The following is a 23,003-nucleotide window of genomic DNA, read 5'->3' as shown; positions in this document are numbered from 1 at the left end:
CAACACGGTCGGGCCCGCCCCTATTCGCCATCGACACCCGGCCGACCCTCCCCGACCAACTCCAGGAAAATCGACACCCAATCCTGGAGCAGCGACCGTGCCTCCGCTGCGTCGATCCGGGCGGCGTGGTAGATCACCCGGAACGAGATCTCGGCGCCGGGAATCACCATCACCCAGAGCGGGACGTTCGATCGGAGGTGAACGTCGACATCCTCGAACGACACATCGGCGAAGCCGACGTCCAGACCTTCGTAAGCGTGGACCGCGACCGACACCGCGGTCTCGAACAGTGGACGCCCCGCGGGCACGCCCGACCACTGCGCCAGGTCAGGCGGTGCGACATGCTCGAAACTCCTGAGCGAGGTGACATGGGACTGGAGTTGTCGCAGCCATTCTCCGGTGGGAACCGACGGATCGAAGTGAACGCGCAGCGGGACCACGTTCGAGAACGCACCGACGATCTGCTCCATGCCGGCCGAGGGACCGAACCTCCCGGATACGGCCGCGCCGATGGTGACGTCCGATTCGCCGCTGTGCCGCTCGACGACGCCCGCCCACGCCCCGTAGGCAGCGGTCGCCAAAGTTACGCGCTGAGCACGCAGGCTTTCGGTGACGTGTGCCGTCTGCGCGGCGGTGAGTCCGACGGCGACAACCGGCTGCGCGTCTCCCTCCCCGCAGGCTGCGGGGGCTTCCGCGGGACGAATCTCCTTCAGCGCGTTGGACCTCATGCCGTTCAGCTCGGCGCGCCAGAACTCCTCGGCGGAATCGCCGTCGAGTTCGTGAACCCACGAAATGTAGTCCCGGAACGGCCGAGCGGCCTTCGGCGCGCTCAGTCTTCCCGCCTTCAGACCTTGGTATCGGGCGGCGGTTTCCGCGACGACCATGGCGAAAGATGTGCCGTCGAGGAGCATCCGATGATGCGTCCACACGATTCGGTGGCGGTCCTCGGATACCTTGACGATCGTGATCCGAACGAGGGGCGCCGAGGCGAGGTCGAAGCCCTGCCCCCGATCCCGGGCAATGAATTCGCTCTCGCGCTTCCCCCCATCGTGGCTGTCCGATGCCGTCACGTCTTCGACGACGAACGGAATTGTCGCGCTGCGGCGAACCACCTGAACAGGCTCGGCATCCCCGTTCCACGCGATCGACGTTCTCAAGGCAGGGTGCCGGTCGACCACCCGCTGTGTCGCATCGCGAAACAGTTCGACGTCGAGTGGGCCGACCAACGTCGCCACCAACTGTTCGAGGAAGACACCGGCGCCCCCGTCTGCGAGCACGTATCGCAGCGTGTCCTTCTGTACCGGAGACAGCGGATAAATATCTTCGATCTCGCTGACGGGCACGGGTGTTCCCGGTCGATGTCCGCTCAGCTGACCGGCGATCCCGGTGAGTTCGCGGTCGGTGAACTTCGCCGGTGTGCCTGTGTCGGCGACCGAATCCGCCGCTTGTGCATCGGGTGTGGCCGCGCTCTCGCTGCCCTCACTCGACAACGACCGCTCGTACACGGCCCGCGCCAGCAATCGGATCGTCTGATTCTCCAACAGATCCTGTGGTTCGATATCCGCCCCGGACTCCAGCGCTCGTCGGACGAATCCGACGGCCATGAGCGAATCGACGCCGAGATCGAAGAAGTTCGTGTCGAGATCGAGGTGGTCTACACCGATCACTTCGTTCGCGATCTCGCTGAGCATGATCTCGATCGACCGGACGCCGCCCACGTCTTCGGCGTTCTCGCTCGGGGCCGAGACCCGTCCGGACACGTCCCGCTTCGGTTCGGTGGCGTCGGCTCCTCCTGAGTCGCCGGTGACAACGTGGGCCGCGTCGATCCAATAGCGGTCACGTGCGAACGGATACGCCGGCAACGAAGCCCAGCGCGGAGCGGCGCCCGAATACCGCGGGGACCAATCGATACCCACTCCGGCAGTCCACAGCAGGCCGAGTGCGCCGAGGAAGACGTCGTGATCGTTCGCGTTCTCCGACGGTCGGCGCATGAGGCGCACAACGTGATTGTCCTCGGTCCAGCTCTGGTGCCGCTTCACGGATGCGCTCAGCGATCCGCCGGGTCCGACCTCCACGAACACGTAGCCGGCCGTGTCCAGGGCATGTTCGATATTGTCCTTGAACCGGACGGTAGCGCGGATACTCTGCGCCCACGTGGCCGGATCGGTCGCTTCCACCGCTGACATCCACGAACCGGATCTGTTCGACAACAACGGGATCTTCGGTTCGGCGAGCGGCAGGTCCCGGAGTGCATCGTGGAACTTCGGCACCACTGGCTCCATCAGGCCCGAATGGAATGCGTGCGAGACATCCAATCGGCGGGTCAGAATTCCCCGGCCCGCCGACCAGCGTTCGAACTCCTCGATGCGCGGAGTCGACCCCGATACCACGCATTGGTGCGGGTCGTTGATCGCGGCGACATCCAGCTCCGGCCCCAGCCCGTCCTCGATCCCGCCGACCGCAGACGCGACAGCGAGCATCGCGCCCATCGGCGCGGCATGCATCAGCTCAGCGCGCGCGACCACAGCCCGGATCGCCGTGTCGAGATCGAAGACACCGGCTACCGTGCCTGCCACATATTCACCGATGCTGTGCCCGACCAACGCCGCGGGCCGGACGCCGTACGACTCCAGGAGCTTCGCCAAGGCGTACTCGACGCTGAAGATCGCCGGCTGCGCGTAGCAGGTCCGGTTCAATTGCGTGGTGTCCGAGCCGAATACCGCCGCGCGAATATCGCGACCCGACAGTCTGTGGAACTCGTCGACACAACGGTTGAAGGTCTCGGCGAAAACCGGCTCCGATTCCACCAGGTCCCGGGCCATCCCCAGGTGCTGAGTTCCTTGGCCGGGGAACAGGAAGGCAACCGCTGCGTCCGGGTCGAGCACGATCTTGGGCTCGTTTCCGCGACCGGCCAAGGCCTGCGTCGCCGAAGCCCGGTCGTTCACCACGGTGGCTACTCGCACCTGATGGGGCTTTCGTCCCTTGTCGAGGGTGTACGCCACATCGAGAAGGTCGAGTTCCGGGCTCGAATTCAGGTGCGCGGCCAGGCGCCCTTGTGATTCCACGAGGGCCTCATGGGTGTGCGCCGACAGCAACAGCACCTGCGGCCCGGAACGGGACGGCGCAGCGGCGACGACGGGGGCCTCCTGCACCACGACGTGCGCGTTCGTTCCGCCCACTCCGAACGAACTCACGCCGGCGTACCGAAGGCCGTCCCAATCCCACGGGCGATACTCTGTCGGTGCCACGAAAGGACTGCGATCGAGCCGCAGTTCGGGATTGGGCTTTTCGAAATGCAGCGTCGGCGGAATCGCTCGGTTCTTCAGGCACAGTACGGTCTTGATCAGACCGACTACACCCGATGCCACCTCGAGGTGTCCGATATTGGACTTGACGGAGCCTATATAGCATGGCGCCGACCGCTGTTTCCTCGATATCTCGAAAGCCCGGCGCAGTGCGTCCAGCTCGATGGGGTCTCCCAGCGGCGTCCCGGTGCCGTGGGCTTCGATATAGCTGATATCGGACGAGTCGACACCGGCGACAGCCTGTGCTTCGGCGATGACGTCCGCCTGGGCCGCGACATTGGGCGCTGTGAACGCCATCTTCCGGGACCCGTCGTTGTTGACGGCGGAACCGGCGATCACCGCGTGGACGGTGTCATTCGCCGCCAGCGCGTCCTCGAGCCTCTTCAGAACCACGATGCCTGCACCGCTACCGAAGACGGTACCGTCGGCCCTGGCATCGAAGGGCCGGCAATGTCCGCTCGCCGATGCCATGGATCCCGGTTCGTAGAAGTATCCGACGTGGTGCGGTATCCGAAGCGATACGGCGCCCGCGAGCGCCATGTCACATTCGTTCGACAGCAGGCTCTGACACGCCATGTGCACAGCCACCAGGGAAGAGGAGCACGCCGTCTGCACGGTCAGGCTGGGGCCTCGGAGATTGAACTGGTGGGACAGCCTGGTTGCCAGATAGTCCTTGTCGTTGTGAATCAATAGGTTGAGCAGCTCTGCGTTCGCTCCCTGAGCGATCGATTCGCGCAGGTCACCGTGCGAAAGCAGGTTGTGCAGCAGGTAACCGCTGGCCGCGCTGCTGCCGAACACTCCTATCGCGCCGTCGTACCGGTACGGATCACAGCAGGCGTCCTCGAGCGCCTTCCAGGCCGTCTGCAAGAACATCCGGTGTTGCGGATCCATGATCCGTGCCGCTCGCGGCGTGAACCCGAAGAATTCGGCGTCGAACTTGTCGATGTCTGCCAGAATCGGGGCACGCCGCACATAATTCGGACGTTTGAACACCGCTTCCGGAACTCCCGACCCGATCAGCGTATCGTCGGAGATATCGATAATGGATTCGCGACCATGACGAAGATTTTCCCAAAATTCTTCCACTGACTCGGCGCCGGGAAATTTCCCGGCGATACCGACGATCGCAATCGAGTTCTCGATACCGGAATCGGCCGCTACTGTCACCTTACTCACGCAATCCTATTCTCCGCCGCGCGACCGTCGTGCCCGTGCGCTTCGGCGAGCGTGCGCACGTGCTATCGGCCGATTATGTGTTTCGTCGTTCTCATTCGAATGCTCGGACAGGCTCAACCCGAGCTGACCGGCGATGTCCTGTACCAGATCATGCAATGATGCGCCCTGCAACAGCAGTCCAACCGACGGTTCCACCCCGAAATCCCTTCGGCACGCATTCTTGATACGTATCGCCATCAGCGAATCCATTCCCACCGAAAACAGTGAAGCACTCGCATCGAGTCCGACCGACGACGTCGCGCCGACTATGGCGTTCAGACGGGAGGCCAATCGTTCCGCTATTGCCTTGCGCGCCTCGTCGGGGCCCATTTTCCGCAGACCGTCCGGGCCGATCCATTCTTCCGATACGTCCGCATGATCGAATTCTTGGATCACCTCCCCGAAATAGGCCAGCTGTTTCAGCTCCGGAAGATCCCGCGCACGATCCAGCCGCAGCCGCGCGACTCCGATACGCGCCGGGTTGTGGGCCAGCAGCGTTCCGAACGCCTCGACACCTTCCGCCGGAGTGAGCGGGTCGACTACAGGAAGGACTACCGACGTCGCCAATCCGACACCCGACCATTGGCCCCAATTGATCACCGATGCCGGTGCGCCCTGCGCGCGGCGCCATCGAACGAAAGCGTCGAGCCACGCGTTCGCCCCGGCATAGGCTGCCTGGCCGGGCGATCCGAGCATCGCGGCCATCGATGAGAAGGCGATCCACCAATCCATGTCCCGGCCGACGGTGGCGTGGTGCAGGGCCACCGCACCGGCCACTTTCGGTCGCCACACCTTCGTCAAGCTCTCGTCGTCCAGCGAGAGGAATATTCCGTCGTCGAGCACGCCGGCAGCGTGAATCAGACCCCGCAACGGCCGACCGGTCTGCTCGGCGGCCGCGACGAGTCTGTCCGCGGTCGTGGCGGCCGAAACGTCGCCGAGTTCGACGACCACTTCGGCGCTGCCGCCGAACTCCGCCAGCAGCGCCGCTACTTCGTCGGATGGCGCGGACCGGCCGTTGAGAACCACGCGGCCGGCACCCTGTTCCACCAGCCATCGCGCGATGCTGAGTCCCAGCCCGCCGAGGCCGCCGGTGATGATGTACGAGCCGTCGGTTCGCACCGTATTGCCCGGAACGTCTGAGCCGAGTTGCGCTCTCGCGAGTGTTTCCACATATCTGAGACCGCGACGCAGGGCGACCGTATCGTCTCCGGCGCTTGCCCTCAGTTCGGACAACAGTTCCGCGGCACCGTCGGCACCGGGGTCGAGATCGATGAGCGTCGCGTGCAATTCCGGATGCTCGAACGCGAGCGTCCGGATCACCCCGCGCAGTGCCCCGACCCCGGGGTCGCCGACTTCGTCATCGTGAACAGCAAGGCCGCCCCGAGCCACCAGCCACAGACGTGGCGATTGCTCGGCGGGGTGCTGAACGATCGTCCGAACAATGGACGACAAGTGCCGCAGCCACCCCTGTGCGCGCGCGATTCCCACCGCGGTGGCTGCCTCCCGCGGCCCGGCGGGATCGAGGAAGATCACTATCCCGGCCGGGGAAGTGCCTTCACCCTCCGCGGCCGACTCGTATGCCGCGAGCAATGATCGCTCGTCCGCGAGCGTAGCGGGGAGAACCCGCCCCTGATTCTCGCCGATCGCGGCGGCGACAGCCGACGCGGACGATGACCAGTTGTCGCCGTCGGTCACCAGGATCCAGCTGCTCCCATCGAACGAACTCGCCGGTGCCGTCGGTGGTTTCGCAGTCCATCGGGTGTCGAAAACCTTGTGCCCGATCGGAAGATCCAGCCTCCGGGAGGTCACTTTCCTCAAGGAGATACCGGTGAATTCCGCCACCGACCGGCCGTCCTCGTTCACGAGCTGGACCGATGCCTGGACACTGCGGTCCACATCGTCGGACTGCCGTAGCCGTACGCGGCAGCCGACTGCGTGGCCGATCGGTTCGAAGATCCGGAAAGACTCGATCGATCGCGGCAGATAGGTGGCGTCCGCAGACAGCGTCGAAGAGGTGTCACTCAGCGCGGCGCCGATGCTCTGCAGGGCAGCGTCGAGGATGACCGGATGCGCCGTGAATCGAAGGTTCTGCGGAGCGGAGGCCGGGAGTTCGATCATGGTGGAAGCCCTTCCCCCGCCATGCCGTTCGATCCTGGTCAACGCCGCGAAAGCAGGCCCGTGCAGTTGGCCGGATTGCCTCAACAGGGCATAGAGCGCCGACACCGGCACCGTCTTCGTGGAAGTCCCCGGCTCGCCGGCCATATCGACGGGAGCCCGGTCGCGATCGCCGGTCACATCATCGACGCGACTCACCACTGCCCCGGCGTGCCGGAGCCAGTCGCCGTCAACCGACTGCGAGAAGATCTCGATCTCGGCCGTTCGATCAGCAACCCGCCAGGTCAGGTGCGTGGTCAGGGTCAAGTGCTGGTCGAGCACGAGCATGGTGTCGACGGTGAAATCGTGCAGCTCCAGTTGTTCGGATCCGAGACCGAATACGTCACCGGCAGCACCCAGACACATATCGACGAACACCGCGGCCGGCATCACCGGCATTCCGTGCACCCGGTGATCGTTCAGCCACGGATTCCGTTCGGTACCGGCATCGACACTCCAGACGTGGGTGCCGGTGCGCGGGACACCAACGTTTCGGCCGAGCAGTGGGTGACCGCCGGTATCCACGACGGGCGCTCGATCGGCCGTCCAGAAGTTCTGATGTGCCCACGGCGCGGCCGGGACATCGACGAATCGACCCGTGTCGGGCCCGAGTTCGCCGAATGCCGGCTCGAGCGCGGACAAGACGCGCTCGAGTTGAGAACGAAACTCCTCGGTTTCATCCTGATCGCGCTTCATGGAGTAATTCACCATGAACTCTTCTCCCGCCAGCACCGACTCGAGCGTGTCGGTGACCGGTGAGGCGAGCAGCGGATGCGGAGACATCTCGGTGAAAAGCCGATATCCGTCGGCAGCCGCGGCCGACACGGCTCGGTGGAACTGCACGGGCCGGCGCAGGTTGTCGACCCAGTACTGGGGATCGAACAGCGGCGTCTCCAGCGGGTCGGCCGAGGTCGCAGAGTAGTACCCGCCTTCCGGCTCTTGTCTTTTCGCCACCCCCGCGAGACGCTGGCGCAGATCGCCGAGCAGATTGTCCACCTGGGGGCTGTGGCTCGCCACATCACATTTGATGGACCAGACCGGAATCGACTCCTTCTCGGCCCGTGCCATCAGGTCGGCCAGCTCGGTTTCGTCGCCGGAGACGATCGTCTGGCTCGGTGCCGCGAGCACGGCGATATCCAGGCCGCGGTATCCGCGGATCAGTGCGGCGCAGTCGGCCGAGCTGAGCGACAGCATCGCCATCGCGCCTCGGCCCGCGTTTCGCTGCAGCAGCAGGGAGCGACGACAGATGACGCGCACCCCGGTCTGTACGTCGATAGCGCCAACAACGACCGCCGCGGCGATCTCCCCCATGGAATGACCGATTACGGCGCCGGGTGTGACCCCGTACGAACGCCAGAGCGCCGCGAGCGCGACCTGAACACCGAACAGTGCGGGTTGAATTTGCGAGATTCCGCTGAATTCTTCGCCGCGGCTCAGCATGTCACGAAGATCGAAATCCACTTCGGCGGAGATCAGCGAACTCACCCGCGAGATTTCCGCGGCGAAGACGGGCTCGTCCGCCATCAGCCGCTGACCCATCCCGGCCCACTGCGATCCCTGGCCCGAGAACAACCACACCGGCCGCAGCCCGCTCCGGAACCGTCGATGCACCACGGCGCCATCGGCTTCCGGCCGGGACAGTTGCCGAAGCCTGCGGGTAATCGTGGCCCGGTCCCGGCCTGCCACCACAGCTTGATGCCGATAGCTCGCCCGTGTCCGGTTGACGGTGTGGGCGATATCGTCGATCGAGACCTTCGCCCCGTCGCCTGCCATCCAGTTTGCGAGGGCATCGGCCTCGGCGGCAATCCGTTCCGGCGTCTTCCCCGTCAGGCGCAATGCCGTGACGGGACGTTCCAGCACCGCTGTCAGCGGCACTTCCGGTGCCTGTTCCACGATCACGTGCGCATTGGTGCCGGAAATGCCGAAGGACGACACCCCGGCACGACGCGGGTGATCGGCGACCGGCCATTTCGTGCAATCGGTCGGAACGAAATACCGCGATCCCGACGCGTCTATCTGCGGATTCCACTCGTTGAAATGATTGTTGGGCGGAATCGCGTCGTTGTAGAGTGCCAGACTCGCCTTGATCAGCCCGGCCACCCCGGCCGCTGCCTCGAGATGACCCAGGTTCGTCTTCACCGCACCCAGCGCGCAACTGATACCCGCGGCGCCGTAGGACCGACGTATCGCATCGAACTCGATGGGATCGCCGAGCGGCGTTCCAGTGCCGTGTGTTTCGATCAAACCCACAGTCCCCGGCGGGACATCGGCCGATGCCAGTGCCTGACGGATCAGATCGGCTTGCGCAGCCCTGCTCGGGGCAGTGAGCCCGTTCGTCGGTCCGTCGTGGTTCACCGCCGATCCGCGGATGACGGAAATGATGCGATTGTTGTCGCGCACCGCATCGGACAGGCGTTTGAGCACGACGACACCGCAACCCTCGCTCCGGACGAATCCGTCGGCTTCGCTGTCGAACGCCCGGCACCTGCCCGTCGGCGACAAGGCAGACCATCGCGACATCGCCAGCCCCGCGTAGGGCGCCAGATTCAGCTGCACGCCACCGGCGAGGGCCAGGTCGCTTTCGCCCGACCGCAGGCTCTGACACGCGAGGTGGATGGCGACCAGCGAAGAAGAGCAGGCCGTATCGACCGTGAAAGACGGCCCGTGCAGACCCAGCAGATACGAGATACGCCCGGCGGCGGTGCTGTGGGTGTTTCCGGTAGCCATATGCGCGACCGGCTCACTGCGCCGCTCGATATTGACGATCGTATAATCCCAGCTCGTCATCCCGACAATCACAGCGGTCCGGCTGTTGCCGAGAGCGTCGGAGCGAATTCCGGAATTCTGAATCGACTCCCAAGCGACTTCGAGAAGTACCCGCTGTTGCGGATCCATGGCCGTAGCCTCGGCGCTGGATATACCGAAAAATTCAGCGTCGAACCCAGCGGGATCATCGATGAATCCGCCCCAGTTCATCGAACTGCTCTCGGGAATTCCCGGATGCCGTTCGTACTGCTCGCGAATATTCCAGCGCCCCGCCGGCACTTCGGTGATCGCATCCCGTTTTTCCATCAGGGAATCCCAGTAACTACCGGAATCGGTGATGCGCCCGGGGAACCTGCAACCAACGCCGATAAGCGCTACAGCGTCCGTTTCCGCCGACGTGGATACGTTCACATCCTCGGCAGCGAGCGCACGGCGTAGCGCAGCCTTGGTTGCCGGAGAAAGCTTTTTTAACAGCGATTCCGCGCCGGGCTGCATCAGTGGGCTACACCGGCATCGATCTTTGGATTAGAATCGTTGAACATAGTCATCCCCTCCGAGCCATGAATTGCACTTCTCCCGCGTGACTTCGACGCTCCTCGCCCCGAGTCCCCTTACTTTGGAAGCTACCAGCTACGTAGGACCGGAGCTTCTCCGCCTAATGTGAGATAAGTCACACTCGCTTGAGGTGATGGTGGCCTCCGTGAAGCCTGGGGAGCAATTCGTCCACTCGGATCGGCAGGGGGCCGCCATACCTGGCGCAGGTTTATTTCAGCATGTCAGCATGCATCTTCAGAGGTCAGACCAGTCCAGCAGCGACGTGGCGGCCCCGGACTGCAGGCCGCCGGTCCGGCCGCCGGCGAGCGCGACCCGGGAGCATGTGGTTACGACCACCAATACCCTTGCACCCCATCGCAATTGGCTTTCCGCGCGGCGCCTTCGCAAGCATCCCGCAATCCACGTGATCGCCCTGGACCGACCCGCGCACCCCTCGAACCCAACATATCGGCGGACATACGTTTTGCGCATGAACGGCCGGATCTCGAAGACACTCATATCAGTGCGATACGCCGAAGAAAAGGATGGTAAAGAACAATGACGATCGTCACCCAGAAATGGCGTAAAGGCACACCCATCACTTCAGGATGGGATTACACGGTGAAGCATCCGATCGTTGCGATGGTCTACACATACGTCGCATTCGGATCCGATTACCGGCGTTTCTATGCCGACCTGAAAGACGTGCGCGGTCTGGTCGACGGCGCCGAGGTCCTCGATATTCCGTGCGGCGGTGGTGCGGTATTCCCGCAACTGGCCGGCACCACACCGAAGCGATACATCGGCGCCGACGTCTCCCCGGCGATGCTCACGCTCGCCGCCAAAGAAGCAGAGAAATCCGCAATCGGGAACCTCGAGTTGGTCGAACGCGACGTGGTGACACTTCCCTACGATTCGGAATTCGACCTCTGCCTGAGTTACATGGGCCTGCATTGCATGCCCGATCCGGCGGGTGCGATAGCCGCTGTCGGGCGCGCGCTACGCCCGGGCGGTGTATTGCGCGGAAGTACGGTTCTCACCGGTAAGGGCCGGAAGAACGATCTCTTCGTGTCACTGTGGCAACGGCGCGGGATCTTCGCCGACGTCTACCCGGAGAACGAGCTTCGTCAATGGCTTCAAGCGGCCGGCCTCGATCAGATCACCATCAATTGTTCGGGCGCGATCGCATATTTCTCGGCAACCAAGCCGGGGCGCGACTGATCATATAGCCGTCCGCCGATAGCTCCCGCCCCGAGAGGACCCCGCATTGTTTCACCGGATCACACAACTGGCTGTCGCCGCACCACGACGAGTCGTCGCCGTCACGATGGCGCTCTTTGTCGGCGCGGCGATATTCGGCATCCCGGCGGTGGGGAGCCTGTCGGCGGGCGGCTTCAATGATCCGGAGTCGGATTCGGCCAGGGCGACCCGGCTACTGACGGACAAGTTCGGCGTCAGCGATCAGCAGTTGCTGATCGTGGTGACCGCCCCCGACGGTGCCCGCAGTGAACAAGGTCGACAGGTCGCCATCGATGTCGTCGACCATATGAAACGGTCGCCGCACGTCATGGACCTGTCGTCGGCGTGGACCTCGCCCGAGCAGGCAGCGGCGGCCATGGTCAGCAAAGACGGCAGGTCCGGGCTGATCGTGGCCAATCTCGCGGGCTCGGAGAACGACGCGGAGCACTACGCGAAGACCCTGTCCGACGAAGTGGCGCGCGACAGGGGCGACGTCACCGTGCGCGCCGGCGGCACGCCACTGGCCTACGCGCAAGTCAACGAGCAGAGCCAGCACGACCTGCTTCTGATGGAAGCCATCGCGATTCCGCTGAGCTTCGTTGCGCTGGTGTGGGTATTCGGCGGGCTGTTGGCGGCGGCCTTGCCGGTCGCCGTCGGATTGATCGCCATCGTCGGTTCGTTGTCGGTGCTCAGGCTGATCACCTTCGGCACCGAGGTGTCGACCTTTGCTCTCAACCTGGCGACCGCGCTGGGATTCGCCCTGGCGATCGACTACACCTTGCTGATCATCAGTCGCTACCGCGACGAAGTGGCCGACGGCGCCACCGGCAACGCCGCGCTGTTCCGGACCATGGCCACCGCGGGCCGCACCGTGGCGTTCTCCGCGATCACCGTCGCACTGTCCATGTCGGTGCTGGCGGTGTTCCCGATGTACTTCCTGAGGTCGTTCGCGTACGCGGGCGTGTCCATCGTCGCCTTCGCGGCGATTGCGGCGATCGTAGTGTCACCGGCGGTCATCGTCCTGCTGGGGCACAGACTGGATGCCCTGGATGTGCGGCGCCTGGCTCGACGCCTGCTGGGCAGACCCGATCCCGTGCCCACACCGATCGAGCAGTCGTTCTGGTACCGCTCGACCAAGCGCGTCATGCGCCACGCCATACCGATCGGTCTGGCTGTGATCGCACTCCTACTGCTGCTCGGATCTCCCGCCATCGGCATGAAATGGGGATTCTCGGACGACCGCCTGCTCCCGGATTCCATGTCGGCACATCAGGTGGGTGACCAGTTACGCAGCGAGTTCGCCATCGATCCCGCGGCGTCGATCCCCATCGTCATCCCTGACGCGTCCGGCCTGGAACAGGCCGACCTGGAGCGTTACGCCGCAAACCTCTCTCTCGTGCCCGACGTCGCCGCGGTGGCCGCCCCGACCGGCTCGTTCGCGGGAGGCATGAAAGTGGGGCCACCGGCCGATCTGGCCGGCTTGGCCGAGGGCAGCGGGTTTCTCACGGTCTTCAGCACCGCACCGATGAGCACTGACGCCTCCGACACACAGCTGGACAGGATTCACGATGTGGCGGGCCCGGCGGGCCGATCGGTACAGATATCCGGACTCGCGCAAATCAACCGCGACAGCGTGGATGCCATCACCTCACGGTTGCCGCTGGTGCTCGGGTTGATCGCCGGCCTCACCTTCGCACTGCTCTTCCTGCTCACCGGAAGTGTCGTGCTCCCGGTGAAGGCGTTGATCCTCAACGTGTTGTCACTGACGGCGACGTTCGGCGCGCTCGTATGGATCTTCCAAGACGGCAACCTCGGAGCCCTGGGAACCACGCCCACCGGAACCCTGGTCGCCAGCATGCCGGTGATGTTGTTCTGCATCGCATTCGGCCTATCGATGGACTATGAGGTGTTCTTGGTCTCGCGGTTCCGCGAACATTGGGAGACCTCCGACCACAGCACTCAGGCCAACGACGAGGGCGTGGCGCTGGGCGTAGCCCGAACCGGACGGGTGATCACCGCCGCCGCGCTGCTCATGGCGATCTCATTCGGCGCGCTGACAGCCTCGCAAGTGCCATTCATGAGGATGTTCGGCCTCGGGCTCACCCTGGCGGTGCTGATGGATGCGACACTGATACGCACTGTGCTGGTGCCTGCGGCGATGCACGTGATGGGCCGCGCCAATTGGTGGGCTCCGAAACCCCTTGCCGCACTGCATGATCGAATCGGAATCAGCGAATCTCGCTAGACGTACCGGATTCGCTGCCGGTGTCACCACGTGATGCCGTCTCGGTTTCGGCGTAACACGCCGGTCCGGCGGCGAGCCGATCCAGTGTGCCCGGATGTGCGAGTCCTACCGGGGTTTCGGCGAGCTTCGTACCGAGCAGTGGATCTGCTCGTGAAGATGTACTCACAACCCACCCGGTCGAACGCTACCCGAGACGCGAGCACGTCCCCGATGCTGACACGGCTACCCGACCACTCTTTTTAGAGGGACTTTCTACTCTATTTGCCTATCGGTAACTGTGATGAGGTTGGGCCCGTCGAACGCTCCACCCCGCAGACAGTGAGGTGTTCAGGTGATGATTGCCCCTCGAGTTGCGTGTGCCGCCCACCCGGACATCGGCGACAGCGCAGCCGATATCACCACCGGTGGCGCCGTGCGCTACTTCGCCGATGCGACCACTCCGTCCTATGTCCGCGGGCGGACTCGATAGCTCATCGCGCCAGATCGTTCCAGCCTGGTGCGATCTCGCCATCACCTTCCCATCCGTGCCGTGCCCGCAGACATGGCTTCGACCGAAGGCAGGACATCCGATGCACAAACAGATCTCGGACCCGGCCGGTGCGCGCCGGTTCACTCGCGCCTCGGCAGACATCGGGTTCGCCCGTCGGCGCCGGCGTCCGGCCGTCAGGACCGCTATCGGCTATGTGCGTGCCGACCTGACCGGTCCGAGCCGACCGCAGTGCGAATCACTGATCCGTACCACCGCGACCGATCTCGGCTACGAGCTCCTCGGGACTCTGATACTCACGGCGACACCGTTGGCCCGATTACAGTTCCTCGTCACCGAGCTCGCCGTCGATGTGGTGTTGTGCCCCACGTTCATCCACCTCGATGGCCAGGTGCCCGCCGACCTGCTGACCGTCACCGATGTGATCGTCATCGACCCGCCCATCACCTACTGCCGACGGGACCCCCAGCTCCTGGACTGAGCAATTCCGGGTCGATCCCGGGGCTGCACCGTGCCGGCGCGGAAGTCATCGAGCGGGCGCCTCTGCGCTATCCGGTTCAGCGTCGAGGCGGCCGGACTCACAGAGCCTCACCTCGGTTCGTTGCCGAGCACGATCGAGGCTCTGGTCTGCTACATGGCCCGTTCCGCCAGCTGAACGAGGACTGGACCGATTGGGTCCCGCCCGGGTCACTCAGGACCACACGCATCCGGTCACGCGGCGTTCGCGGAAGCGATCGAGGCGAAGGTGACTGGCATCGCCGCCGGTCCACGCAAGGTGACGTGCTCGCGATAGCTCAGTGGGTCGCTGACCAGGCGGGGGTCGATGACCCGGCGGGCGAAGCAGTTGATGGCGACGGTGGCTTCGAGCCGAGCCAGCGGGGCACCGAGGCAGAAGTGCTGGCCGAGACCGAAGGCGAGATGACGATTCGCACGGGCGGGGTCGAATCGATCGGGGTCGGCGAACACCGCCGGATCACGGTTGGCCGCGGCGAGGAGCATGACGATGAAGTCACCGGCCGCGATGGTGATATCCGGGAGCTGGATGGCCTCGCGGGCGATGCGGGGAACCAGCTGGACCGGCGGGTCGTAGCGCAGGCTCTCCTCGACCACCGATGTGATGAAAGGCGGTGCTACGCGCAGGCTCTGGCGATGGAGGCGATGAGAAAGCAGAGCCAGAACGGTGTTGGAGATGAGATTGACCGTGGTCTCGTGTCCAGCGATCAGCAGGAGCGCGCAGGTGGCGATGAGTTCGTCGTGGCTCAGGGCCTGGCCTGAGTCCTCGGCGACGATCAGGGCGGACACCAGATCCGCACCCGGCCGGGTGCGGCGGTGGCGCACGAGCTGTTCGAAGTAATCGTGCAGCGCGTTGTTATCGCTGACCAGTGCCGCGGGGTCGGGGCGGCCGGTGGTGGCGGTGGCCGACACCGGGTCGAGAGCGCGTGCCAGCCCAGTCGACCACCCTCGAATCAGGGGTTCGTCATCGAGTGGGACACCGAGTAGTTCGCAGATCACTGTGACCGGCAGCGGGCCGGCGAGATCGGCGACGATATCGAGTTGCCCGCGCTCGGCCGCACGGTCCAGAGCTGCGTCGGCGATGGCGGTGATCCGTGGCTCCATCCGGCGCACGACGGCGGGAGTGAAGGTCGCGGCGACCAGACGACGCAGGCGGGCGTGATCCGGGTTGTCGCGGAACAGCATCGGGGCGATGCCGGTGAGTTCGCCGGCGAGGTCTCCCGCGAGGTCGTGAACGGGGGTGGGTCCCAAAGGAATCGAGGCGTAGTGGCGTTCGACACTGCTCGCCTTGTCGCGCAATACCGTTGCGCAGTCCTGATACGACGACAACACCACTACCGGTGCCCCGCCGAGCCGGACAGGTCCGTGCTCGCGGATGCGGTGGTAGAGCGGGTACGGGTCTGCGCGGTGTGCGGGATCGAGCAGCTGAGCGAAAAGTCCGAGGTTGCGCGCGGGTGTGGTGGTCATGATGCCGCCGAGTGGGTCAGCCGTGCCGGATGGCGCGGTGGGTGAAGGTGGGTGTGGTGCCGGGATTGAGCAGTGCGCCGGTCAGCTCGCTGGACGGGAAGAATTGCAGGAAGCGTGAATCCTGCTGGGACACATCGACGATGGTCTTCTCGATGACCAGCGAGTTGTACTGCTCGTACGTGGTTTCGATGGTGTTGGCGTTCAGCACCACCTCGTGTCCCCAGGATTTCGCGGCCTTCGCCAGACCCGGAATTCGAGACTGGTCCGGCGTGAGACATTCCGTGGCGATGGCGTTTTCGCTGATCGCCCAGATGCCGGTGTCGGTATTGAGCACCAGCGACTGGTTACCCATGGCGTGGCCCGGCGTGGTGATCAGCGCGACACCGGGGCCGAGCAGGACACTGCCGTCGAGCGGCAGGATCTTCTCGGGTGGCAGGTCGACGAAGGTGCTCGGCTGATACCAGGGCCGCTGGAACGGGTGCAGGTCGGCCATGGCCTCGAGCTCGTCACGCTGAGCCAGCAGCTTCGCATTCGGGAAAGCCGCTACCACAGGTTGATTCGGGCTGATGTCGGGTTGCGGCGAGGTGGTGCCCAGCCAGCGCCGCACATCCTGGGTGTGCAGGTGGTCGAAGGCGAGGTAGTCGACCTCGGCCGGGTCGACTCCGGCGCGGCGGCAGGCAGTCAGCACATCGGTGTGCTCATGGACGAACAGGCCTCGTGCCGGTCCTGGTGCCAATCGCTTCATGTCATCGAAATACGGTGTGTAGGAGTCGAGTTCATGATCGCTCGGCTCGAACAGCAACGTGCGCGGGGTGCCGTCGGTCTCGGTCCAGCGCACGATCAGCAAGCGGTTGCTGATGGTGACGAACGGTGTGGGACTGATCGCGGCGCGGAACAGACCGTAGCGGGTCGGATACGGCAGCGATATCAGATCGTGGGTCCGCACCGAGTCCGGTCGCCCGGTGGCGGCGAACTCGCGACGGAAATCCAGTGCGGCCGTGCGGCATGCGCGCAGTCGTGGACCGAAACCGCCCGGTGCGGTGAGTGCCTTGTCGAAGGTATCGATGCGGGGGAACGGCGCGGTGACGGCCGGTCGCGGGATGGCGAGCGGTTCGGTGATGAGTCGATCGGCGATGCTCATAGGACTCGAGGCCGCATCCGGCTCGCTGTGAACAGCGGGGTGAGCGGTCGCAGCGGTATCGGTGGCACCCACACACCGAGCAGATCGACGCGGTGCAGCCGCGCTTGGATCACCCGCCCGATCCCCATCTGGTCGAGTGGATCGCGTTCGGAACCGTGTACGTCCAGGCTGAAGTCCTCGATCTGGCGCACCTCGATCACCCGCTCGCGGGGCGTGAAGCCCACCACGAAGGCGGGAAACAGCCCGGCGAGGCCGACGACATTGCGGTGCGGGCGGCCCAGAATCGGTGGCGGATCGGCGATAACCGCGCCGAGCCTGCCACCCATGGTGAGCAGCTTGTTGCCGCGGCGCGACGCCTCGGCGCGGATCTCGGTGTCGGTGACTGTCCAGTCGACCTCACCGAGCTTCTTCGGATAGCCGAGCAGTTCGCGCCCCATGATCAAGGCGACATCGTCGTCGAGAATCATCCACGGGCAGTGGATTCCGGTGCCCTGCACCGTCTTGATGTGCACGAACAACCCCGCCTCGTGGTATCCCGGCGACTCGAAGTTGTTGTCCGGGAAGCACGCGGTGAACAGATCCGCGCGCGCCGGTTCGGTCAACCGCACGCCGGCCGGGAGCCACCTCTTCATCGCAGCGGGGTCGATGTCGACGGTGGCGCTGAAGTAGTGGGCGTCGCGGTAGAGGCTGCGGCGCGGATCGCCGATCGCCAGTGCGCGGCGCATATCCGCCCGGAAAGATCGGCCCTCCGTCCGGTCGGCAGGTTCCCAACCCATGTCACTTGACCCTTCGGTAGATGGTGCGCAGGATCGGCCCGACCAACCCGCGCGGGGTGTACTGGCCGCCGACGGTCTGTACCTTGGCGAAGATGCCGGGAACTACACGGCGGCGACCGCCTGCCATGCCCGCGATCGCATCGTTCGCGGCCTGTTCGGCGCTGACCCACAGCGGGCCCGGCACCATCCGGTCCAGGTTCGGAACCTCAGCCACCTCGGCGTATTCGGTCCGCACCGGCCCCGGCGCGAGCAAGGTGCACTGCACGCCGGTGCCGGCCAATTCACCGTGCAGCGATTCGGCGAAGGTGTTGGCGAAGGCCTTGCTGGCGGCGTAGGTGGCATTGTTCGGGCCGGGCTGGTTGCCCGCGGTGGATCCGGTGATCAGGATCGCGCCCGCGCGGCGGGCGAGCATGCCGGGCAGTACAGCGAGCGTGAGGTCGTGGACGGCAACGGTATTGAGCTCCACCTGCTGGCGTTCCCTGGCCGGGTTCGCGGTCGCCAGCGTGCCGTAGGTGGCGAAACCGGCGTTGTTGCACAGGACGGCGATCTCGCGGGTGGCGAGTTCCTCGCACAGTTTCGCGCGCTCGTCGCGGTCGGACAGGTCGACGGCGCGGACCTCGGCTTCGACGCGGTGACGTTCGGCAAGCCGCTGGGCCAACTCGTGCAACCGGTCTTCGCGGCGTGCCACCAGGATCAACGAGTATCCGCGACCGGCCAGGCCGTCGGCGAGGGCTTCGCCGATCCCGGAGGAGGCTCCGGTGACGACGGCCCGCAGGGCGGGAGTGGGAGTGGGCAGGCTCATGAGTTGCTCCTCGGTGATCAGAATTGGGTGAGCGCGCGGGCGGTCACGGTGGTCCCGGCGGCGACCAGAGTCCGGATCGCGCCCGGTCCGCTCACCTGACGCTCGCCAGCCGCGATGCGCCGGAAATTCGCCGCGTGCCAGGCCAATTGGAGATAGGAGTTGATCGGCGTCGCGCCCTTGATCGGGATGCGCGGCGCCGTGGGCAGCGTCTGCGGCTCCTGCGTACCGGCCAGCAGTTCGGCCGCGATATCGGGGCGCACCGCGAACGGGCGGCCGAGCCCGATCACATCGACCGCGCCCTGTGCCAGCACGTCGTTCATGAATTCGAGGGTGCGGACACCGCCGGTGAGCATGAGCGGCATCGCCGATTCGGCGCGCAGATTCTCGGCGTAGCGCAGGAAGTAGGCCTCGCGCGCACGGGTGCTGTCCTGCACCACGCCGGTCATCGCCGGCGCTTCGTAGTTGCCGCCGGAGACCTCCAGCAGATCGATCCCGAGCTGCTCGAGGGCGAGTGCGATATCGAGCGATTCGCGCTCGTCCAGTCCCCCGCTCTGGAAGTCGGCGGAGTTGAGCTTCACCGAGAGCAGTGCGCGTGGCCCGATGGCTGCGCGCACGTCGGCGACGATGTCGAGTAGCAGCCGACGACGATTCGCCGGGCTGCCGCCGTATCGGTCGGTTCGCTGGTTGGCGATGGGAGAGAGGAACTGCGAGAGCAGATATCCGTGCGCGGCATGCACCTGCACACCGGCGAAACCGGCCTCGACCGCCAATTCCGCGGAGCGTACGAAGCGACGTCGCAGGTCGGCGATGTCGTCGAGCGGCAACGCGCGCGGCTTGCGCAGGTTGTAGCCGATCGTCCCCGGACGCAATGCCGAAGGGCCCACCGGAAGCCGGTTCAGCGGGCCGATCGCGACTCGGCCGGGATGGTTGATCTGCATGACCATCACGGCACCTTCCCGCGACCCCGCGCGCGCCCAGTTGCCGACGGCTTCGAAGTGGCGATCGTCTTCGAGTGTCACATTGCGGGGTTCGACATAGGCGCGGCGATCGATCATCACGTTGCCGGTGATCAACAGACCCGCGCCGCCGCGACCCCACGCACTGTAGAGACGGGTCAGCGTCTGGCTGGGCGCACCGTTGATCTCGCCGAGCTGTTCACTCATCGCGGCCTTGGCGATGCGGTTGGGCAAAGTCACCCCGCACGGCAGGGTCAAGGGGCTACCGACGGCGATCGTCCGGGGTGCACGATTCTTGGGAGGCATGGAAGGGGCTCCTGTGTAGTGGGTTGGGAGTCAAGCGATCCGACGGGCGACGGCGAGGACTGGGCTCACCACGATGCGGGTCAGCCTGCGTGGCGCAACCGGCACGGGTTCTGGGCTCGCAGGTTCCGTCGCCGTCGTGACGGGACTGCGCAACAGCAGGATCCGCAATGTGAACAGCTGGGTGAGCACGCGCACCAGCCATCGGCCGCGCAGCACCTCCCAGCGCAATTCCGGTCCACCGGCGAGGATTTCACCGGAGGGTTCGGAGACGATCGAGTAGAGATCGCCGAGCGGGGTGCGTACTTGCTGTTGCAGCAACGCGGCCTCGGCGAGTAGCCGGGAGCTGTTCATCAACAACATGCCCGCGCCGGAACGCGGCGCGACCAGTCCGGCGAAGGAGAGGTTGGCCAGGCCAGGCGCGAAAGTGTGCGACACCAGCCGCGGCTGCCCGTTCTCCCAGGTGAGCAGCCCTTCGCGCAGGAACGGAAAGGTTGTCCTGAAACCGGTGGCCCAGACGATGGTGTCGTACTCCCCGCTGGTGCCGTCGACGAAATGCACTGTGTGCCCGTCCAAGCGCGCGATCTCGGGACGGACCGCGATCCGGCCGTGCTTGAGGAAATACGGCAGTTGCTGGTTGACCACCAGATCCTGGTCGAAGATGCGGTGCTTCGGCTTCTCCAGCCCGAACTGGTGAAAGCTACCCATCCCCACTGCGACGATCGACCGGAAGACGGCCTCCTGCAGCAGTTTCGGCACCGGAACCGAGCCGATGTCGAACTTGCTGCTCGGCACGCCGAGCACATACTTCGGGATGAACCAGTAGCTGCGGCGAAGAGAGATCTCCGACGTACCGAAATTCAGTGCGGCTTCCACCGCCAGATCGCATCCGGAGTTACCGGCGCCGACGACCAGGACCCGCGTGCCGTCGAGGTCGGCGGGGCGCTTGTAGTTCTTGGAGTGGATCTGCTTGCCGGTGAATTCGCCGGGATACGTCGGGATGTTGGTGTCCCAGTAGTGCCCGTTGGCGACGACGACGCCGGTGTACTCACGTGCCTCACCGCTCGCGAATTCGACTCGCCATCCCGCCATCCCGGTGTCATCGAGCGGCGCGACGTCGGTGACCTGAGAGTCGAACTCGATGCGCCGATCGAGCCCGAATGCGGCAGCGAAGGAATGCAGATAGTCGCGCATCTGCCCGGCACTGGGGAAATCCGGATAGTCGTCCGGCATCGGATAGTCGGGGTACTCGGTGACCGCTTTGGCGCTGATCAGGTGGGTGGAGTCGTACACCCCGTGCGACCAGTTGCCACCGATCGCGGCGGTCGCCTCGATGTGGTCGTAGTCGAGACCGAGGTCGGTATAGGCCTTGGCCACGGCCAGACCGGTGTATCCCGCTCCGATGATGCAGTACCGGCGCGTCATGGCGACCTCCCATCAAAAGCTACAGTCTTTGTAGCTACATTGAGTGTAGTATTTGCTACCTGGCGGTGCCCTGTCAAGCACGAGTCGGTTTTCGGGCCTCACGCGGGGCGTACACCGGGAAGTCGATGAACACGACGGCAAGGCATGCCGAGGTCGCCGCTCGATAACGGCGATCTTCGGCCGGTAAACAGCAGCGCCTAGAGAAGGCGGCGAAACATCGACGGCCGCGAGGGTGTCGGCCCGGCTCGATCAGGCAGAGGTATGAAACGCAGGCAGAGCGGGAATGAGCTGTGCGGCGTAGTCACGAATGCGCTGCGGCGGGAACGCATCGGGTTCCGCCAGAACGAGCCGGCCCGCTTCCCAGAACAGCGCGTACACGAGACGGGCAGTGAGTTCGACATCGACCGAGACAAGCTGTCCGGACGGCGCCGCCGCGCGCACATACGCGGTCAGCGCCTCGGTGAACGCTCGGCGTCCGCGTTCGAGACGGCGGCGGAAGGCGGGAGTGCTGGAGTCGGCGAGCTGGAATGCCGCCCGCCATCTATCGGGCGCGGCCTGCACCGCGTCGAGGAAATGCTCGAGGCTGTCCGCCATTGCCTGGGTCGGATCGGTCGTCATCATCGGGACTACGGTGGCCATCTGCGCTACCGCCGCGGCCTCCTCCCGGTCGAGGCAGGCCAGCAGCAGCTGGTCGGAGTCGTCGAAATGGCCGTAGACGACCGGGCGACTCACACCGGCCTCCTTCGCGACAGTGTCGATGGACACCTTGTGCACGCCCTGCCCGACAATGACCCGCAAAACCGCGTCCAACAGTTGCTCCCGGCGCTGCTCAGGAGCCATTCGCGGGGCATATGCTGCCCTGCTCTGCCGTTCGGCCACGATCGCGTACCACCCTCTCCGCGCCGAGCGAGTCCAGCGACAGCGCAGAGGAAAATTCTACACACGCTGTAGCTGCACTAGATGCAGCAATAGGAATTCGCTCCCACGGCCCCAGAGCACCGGCTCACCGCGGAGCTCGGAACACGAGCGACCATCGCGACGCCGGGCACCGAGGGCACCTCAGCCGGCGACCACCGAGGTGAGCAGCCCCTCGAGTTCTTCTATGACATCGTCGAGCGCCGTCGTGGATCGATTGACCCGGCACAGGATCACCGCGCCTTCGATGGCGGCGATCGCCATGGTGGCCAGCCGAACGGCGCGCTCGGATTCGACACCGTCGGCTTCGAGCGCGGTGACGAGGGCGGCTTGCCACCGTTGGATGATGCCCGCGACCGCCGGTTGCAGGTGCCGGTCATCGGGCGAGCTGCCGACTGCTGCCGAGACGACCGGGCAGCCTGCCTCGAAGTCGGACTGCGCGAGCAGGGTGTTCCAGAACTGCCCGAATCGCCGCAACGCCGCAACCGATCCCTGCTCCACCGCCTTGTCGATGATGGTGCCGATGGCGTCACCGGCCAGCGCGAGCGACTCGGTCATGATCTGGGCGCGTCCACCGCGGAAGTGGTGGTAGACCGATCCGCGCGGTGCCTCACTGCGCGCCAGCACGGCGTCGATGGTCACCCCGGCCGAGCCACGTTCGCGAAGGAGCTCGACAGCGCAGTAGAGCATCTTCTGCCGGGTGTCGGTGCGGGCTCCCATGTCGTCGCGCTCCTTACGGGATTCGGGTCAACTCAGCAAT

14 protein-coding genes are annotated in these 23,003 nt (G+C 65.2%); 4 read left to right on the top strand and 10 right to left on the bottom strand.

Annotation, left to right across the window (positions count from 1 at the left end; translation table 11 throughout):
- Nucleotides 1-20: 20 nt before the first annotated feature.
- Entirely contained in the window at nt 21-4,481 is a 4,461-nt protein-coding gene (locus ACWDXS_RS00660) for a type I polyketide synthase (protein WP_449960550.1), read from the bottom strand.
- Between the two features lie 6 nt (nt 4,482-4,487).
- Nucleotides 4,488-9,935: a type I polyketide synthase gene (locus ACWDXS_RS00655; protein WP_449960547.1), complete on the bottom strand. Its 5,448-nt coding sequence runs from the start codon at nt 9,933-9,935 to the stop codon at nt 4,488-4,490.
- Between the two features lie 597 nt (nt 9,936-10,532).
- Here ACWDXS_RS00655 and ACWDXS_RS00650 point away from each other — a divergent pair.
- The 4 genes from ACWDXS_RS00650 (at nt 10,533) to ACWDXS_RS00635 (ending at nt 14,426) form a co-directional block, all read left to right on the top strand.
- Nucleotides 10,533-11,195 carry a class I SAM-dependent methyltransferase gene (locus tag ACWDXS_RS00650; RefSeq protein WP_378989570.1) on the top strand — a complete coding sequence of 221 codons (663 nt, stop codon included), beginning with the start codon at nt 10,533-10,535 and terminating at the stop codon, nt 11,193-11,195.
- A 46-nt stretch (nt 11,196-11,241) separates the two neighbouring features.
- On the top strand, nt 11,242-13,458 hold the full coding sequence (locus ACWDXS_RS00645) for an MMPL family transporter (protein WP_387446760.1): 2,217 nt from the start codon (nt 11,242-11,244) through the stop codon (nt 13,456-13,458).
- A gap of 334 nt (nt 13,459-13,792) precedes the next feature.
- The gene (locus ACWDXS_RS00640) at nt 13,793-13,927 is read left to right on the top strand and encodes a hypothetical protein (protein ID WP_449960542.1); all 135 of its coding nucleotides are present in this window, start codon (nt 13,793-13,795) and stop codon (nt 13,925-13,927) included.
- 100 nt (nt 13,928-14,027) lie between these two features.
- Entirely contained in the window at nt 14,028-14,426 is a 399-nt protein-coding gene (locus ACWDXS_RS00635; protein ID WP_378989567.1) for a hypothetical protein, read from the top strand.
- Between the two features lie 230 nt (nt 14,427-14,656).
- Here the strand turns inward: ACWDXS_RS00635 and ACWDXS_RS00630 are convergent, their stop codons facing one another.
- The 8 genes from ACWDXS_RS00630 to ACWDXS_RS00595 form a co-directional block, all read right to left on the bottom strand.
- Entirely contained in the window at nt 14,657-15,925 is a 1,269-nt protein-coding gene (locus ACWDXS_RS00630; protein WP_449960539.1) for a cytochrome P450, read from the bottom strand.
- A 16-nt stretch (nt 15,926-15,941) separates the two neighbouring features.
- On the bottom strand, nt 15,942-17,066 hold the full coding sequence (locus ACWDXS_RS00625; RefSeq protein ID WP_449960536.1) for a hypothetical protein: 1,125 nt from the start codon (nt 17,064-17,066) through the stop codon (nt 15,942-15,944).
- Nucleotides 17,063-17,842 carry an acetoacetate decarboxylase family protein gene (locus ACWDXS_RS00620; protein WP_449960534.1) on the bottom strand — a complete coding sequence of 260 codons (780 nt, stop codon included), beginning with the start codon at nt 17,840-17,842 and terminating at the stop codon, nt 17,063-17,065. The genes ACWDXS_RS00625 and ACWDXS_RS00620 overlap by 4 nt, the downstream gene beginning before the upstream one ends.
- Nucleotide 17,843: 1 nt before the next feature.
- A complete protein-coding gene (locus tag ACWDXS_RS00615) occupies nt 17,844-18,644 on the bottom strand; it encodes an SDR family NAD(P)-dependent oxidoreductase (RefSeq protein WP_449960531.1) in 801 nt (266 codons plus the stop codon).
- A 17-nt stretch (nt 18,645-18,661) separates the two neighbouring features.
- Complete coding sequence (locus tag ACWDXS_RS00610; protein ID WP_449960528.1) at nt 18,662-19,906, bottom strand: NADH:flavin oxidoreductase/NADH oxidase family protein; 1,245 nt, start codon at nt 19,904-19,906, stop codon at nt 18,662-18,664.
- Nucleotides 19,907-19,936: 30 nt separating this feature from the next.
- Nucleotides 19,937-21,328 (bottom strand): flavin-containing monooxygenase, encoded by a 1,392-nt coding sequence (locus tag ACWDXS_RS00605; RefSeq protein WP_378989561.1) that lies wholly within the window; start codon nt 21,326-21,328, stop codon nt 19,937-19,939.
- Nucleotides 21,329-21,577: 249 nt separating this feature from the next.
- A complete protein-coding gene (locus ACWDXS_RS00600; RefSeq protein ID WP_378989560.1) occupies nt 21,578-22,168 on the bottom strand; it encodes a TetR/AcrR family transcriptional regulator in 591 nt (196 codons plus the stop codon).
- 219 nt (nt 22,169-22,387) lie between these two features.
- Nucleotides 22,388-22,963 (bottom strand): TetR/AcrR family transcriptional regulator, encoded by a 576-nt coding sequence (locus ACWDXS_RS00595; RefSeq protein WP_449960523.1) that lies wholly within the window; start codon nt 22,961-22,963, stop codon nt 22,388-22,390.
- Nucleotides 22,964-23,003 lie beyond the last annotated feature (40 nt).

The sequence above is a fragment of the Nocardia sp. NPDC003183 genome (assembly GCF_053590715.1).
The sequence above is the reverse complement of the archived record's forward strand: the minus strand, read 5'-3'. Positions and strand labels throughout refer to the sequence as shown.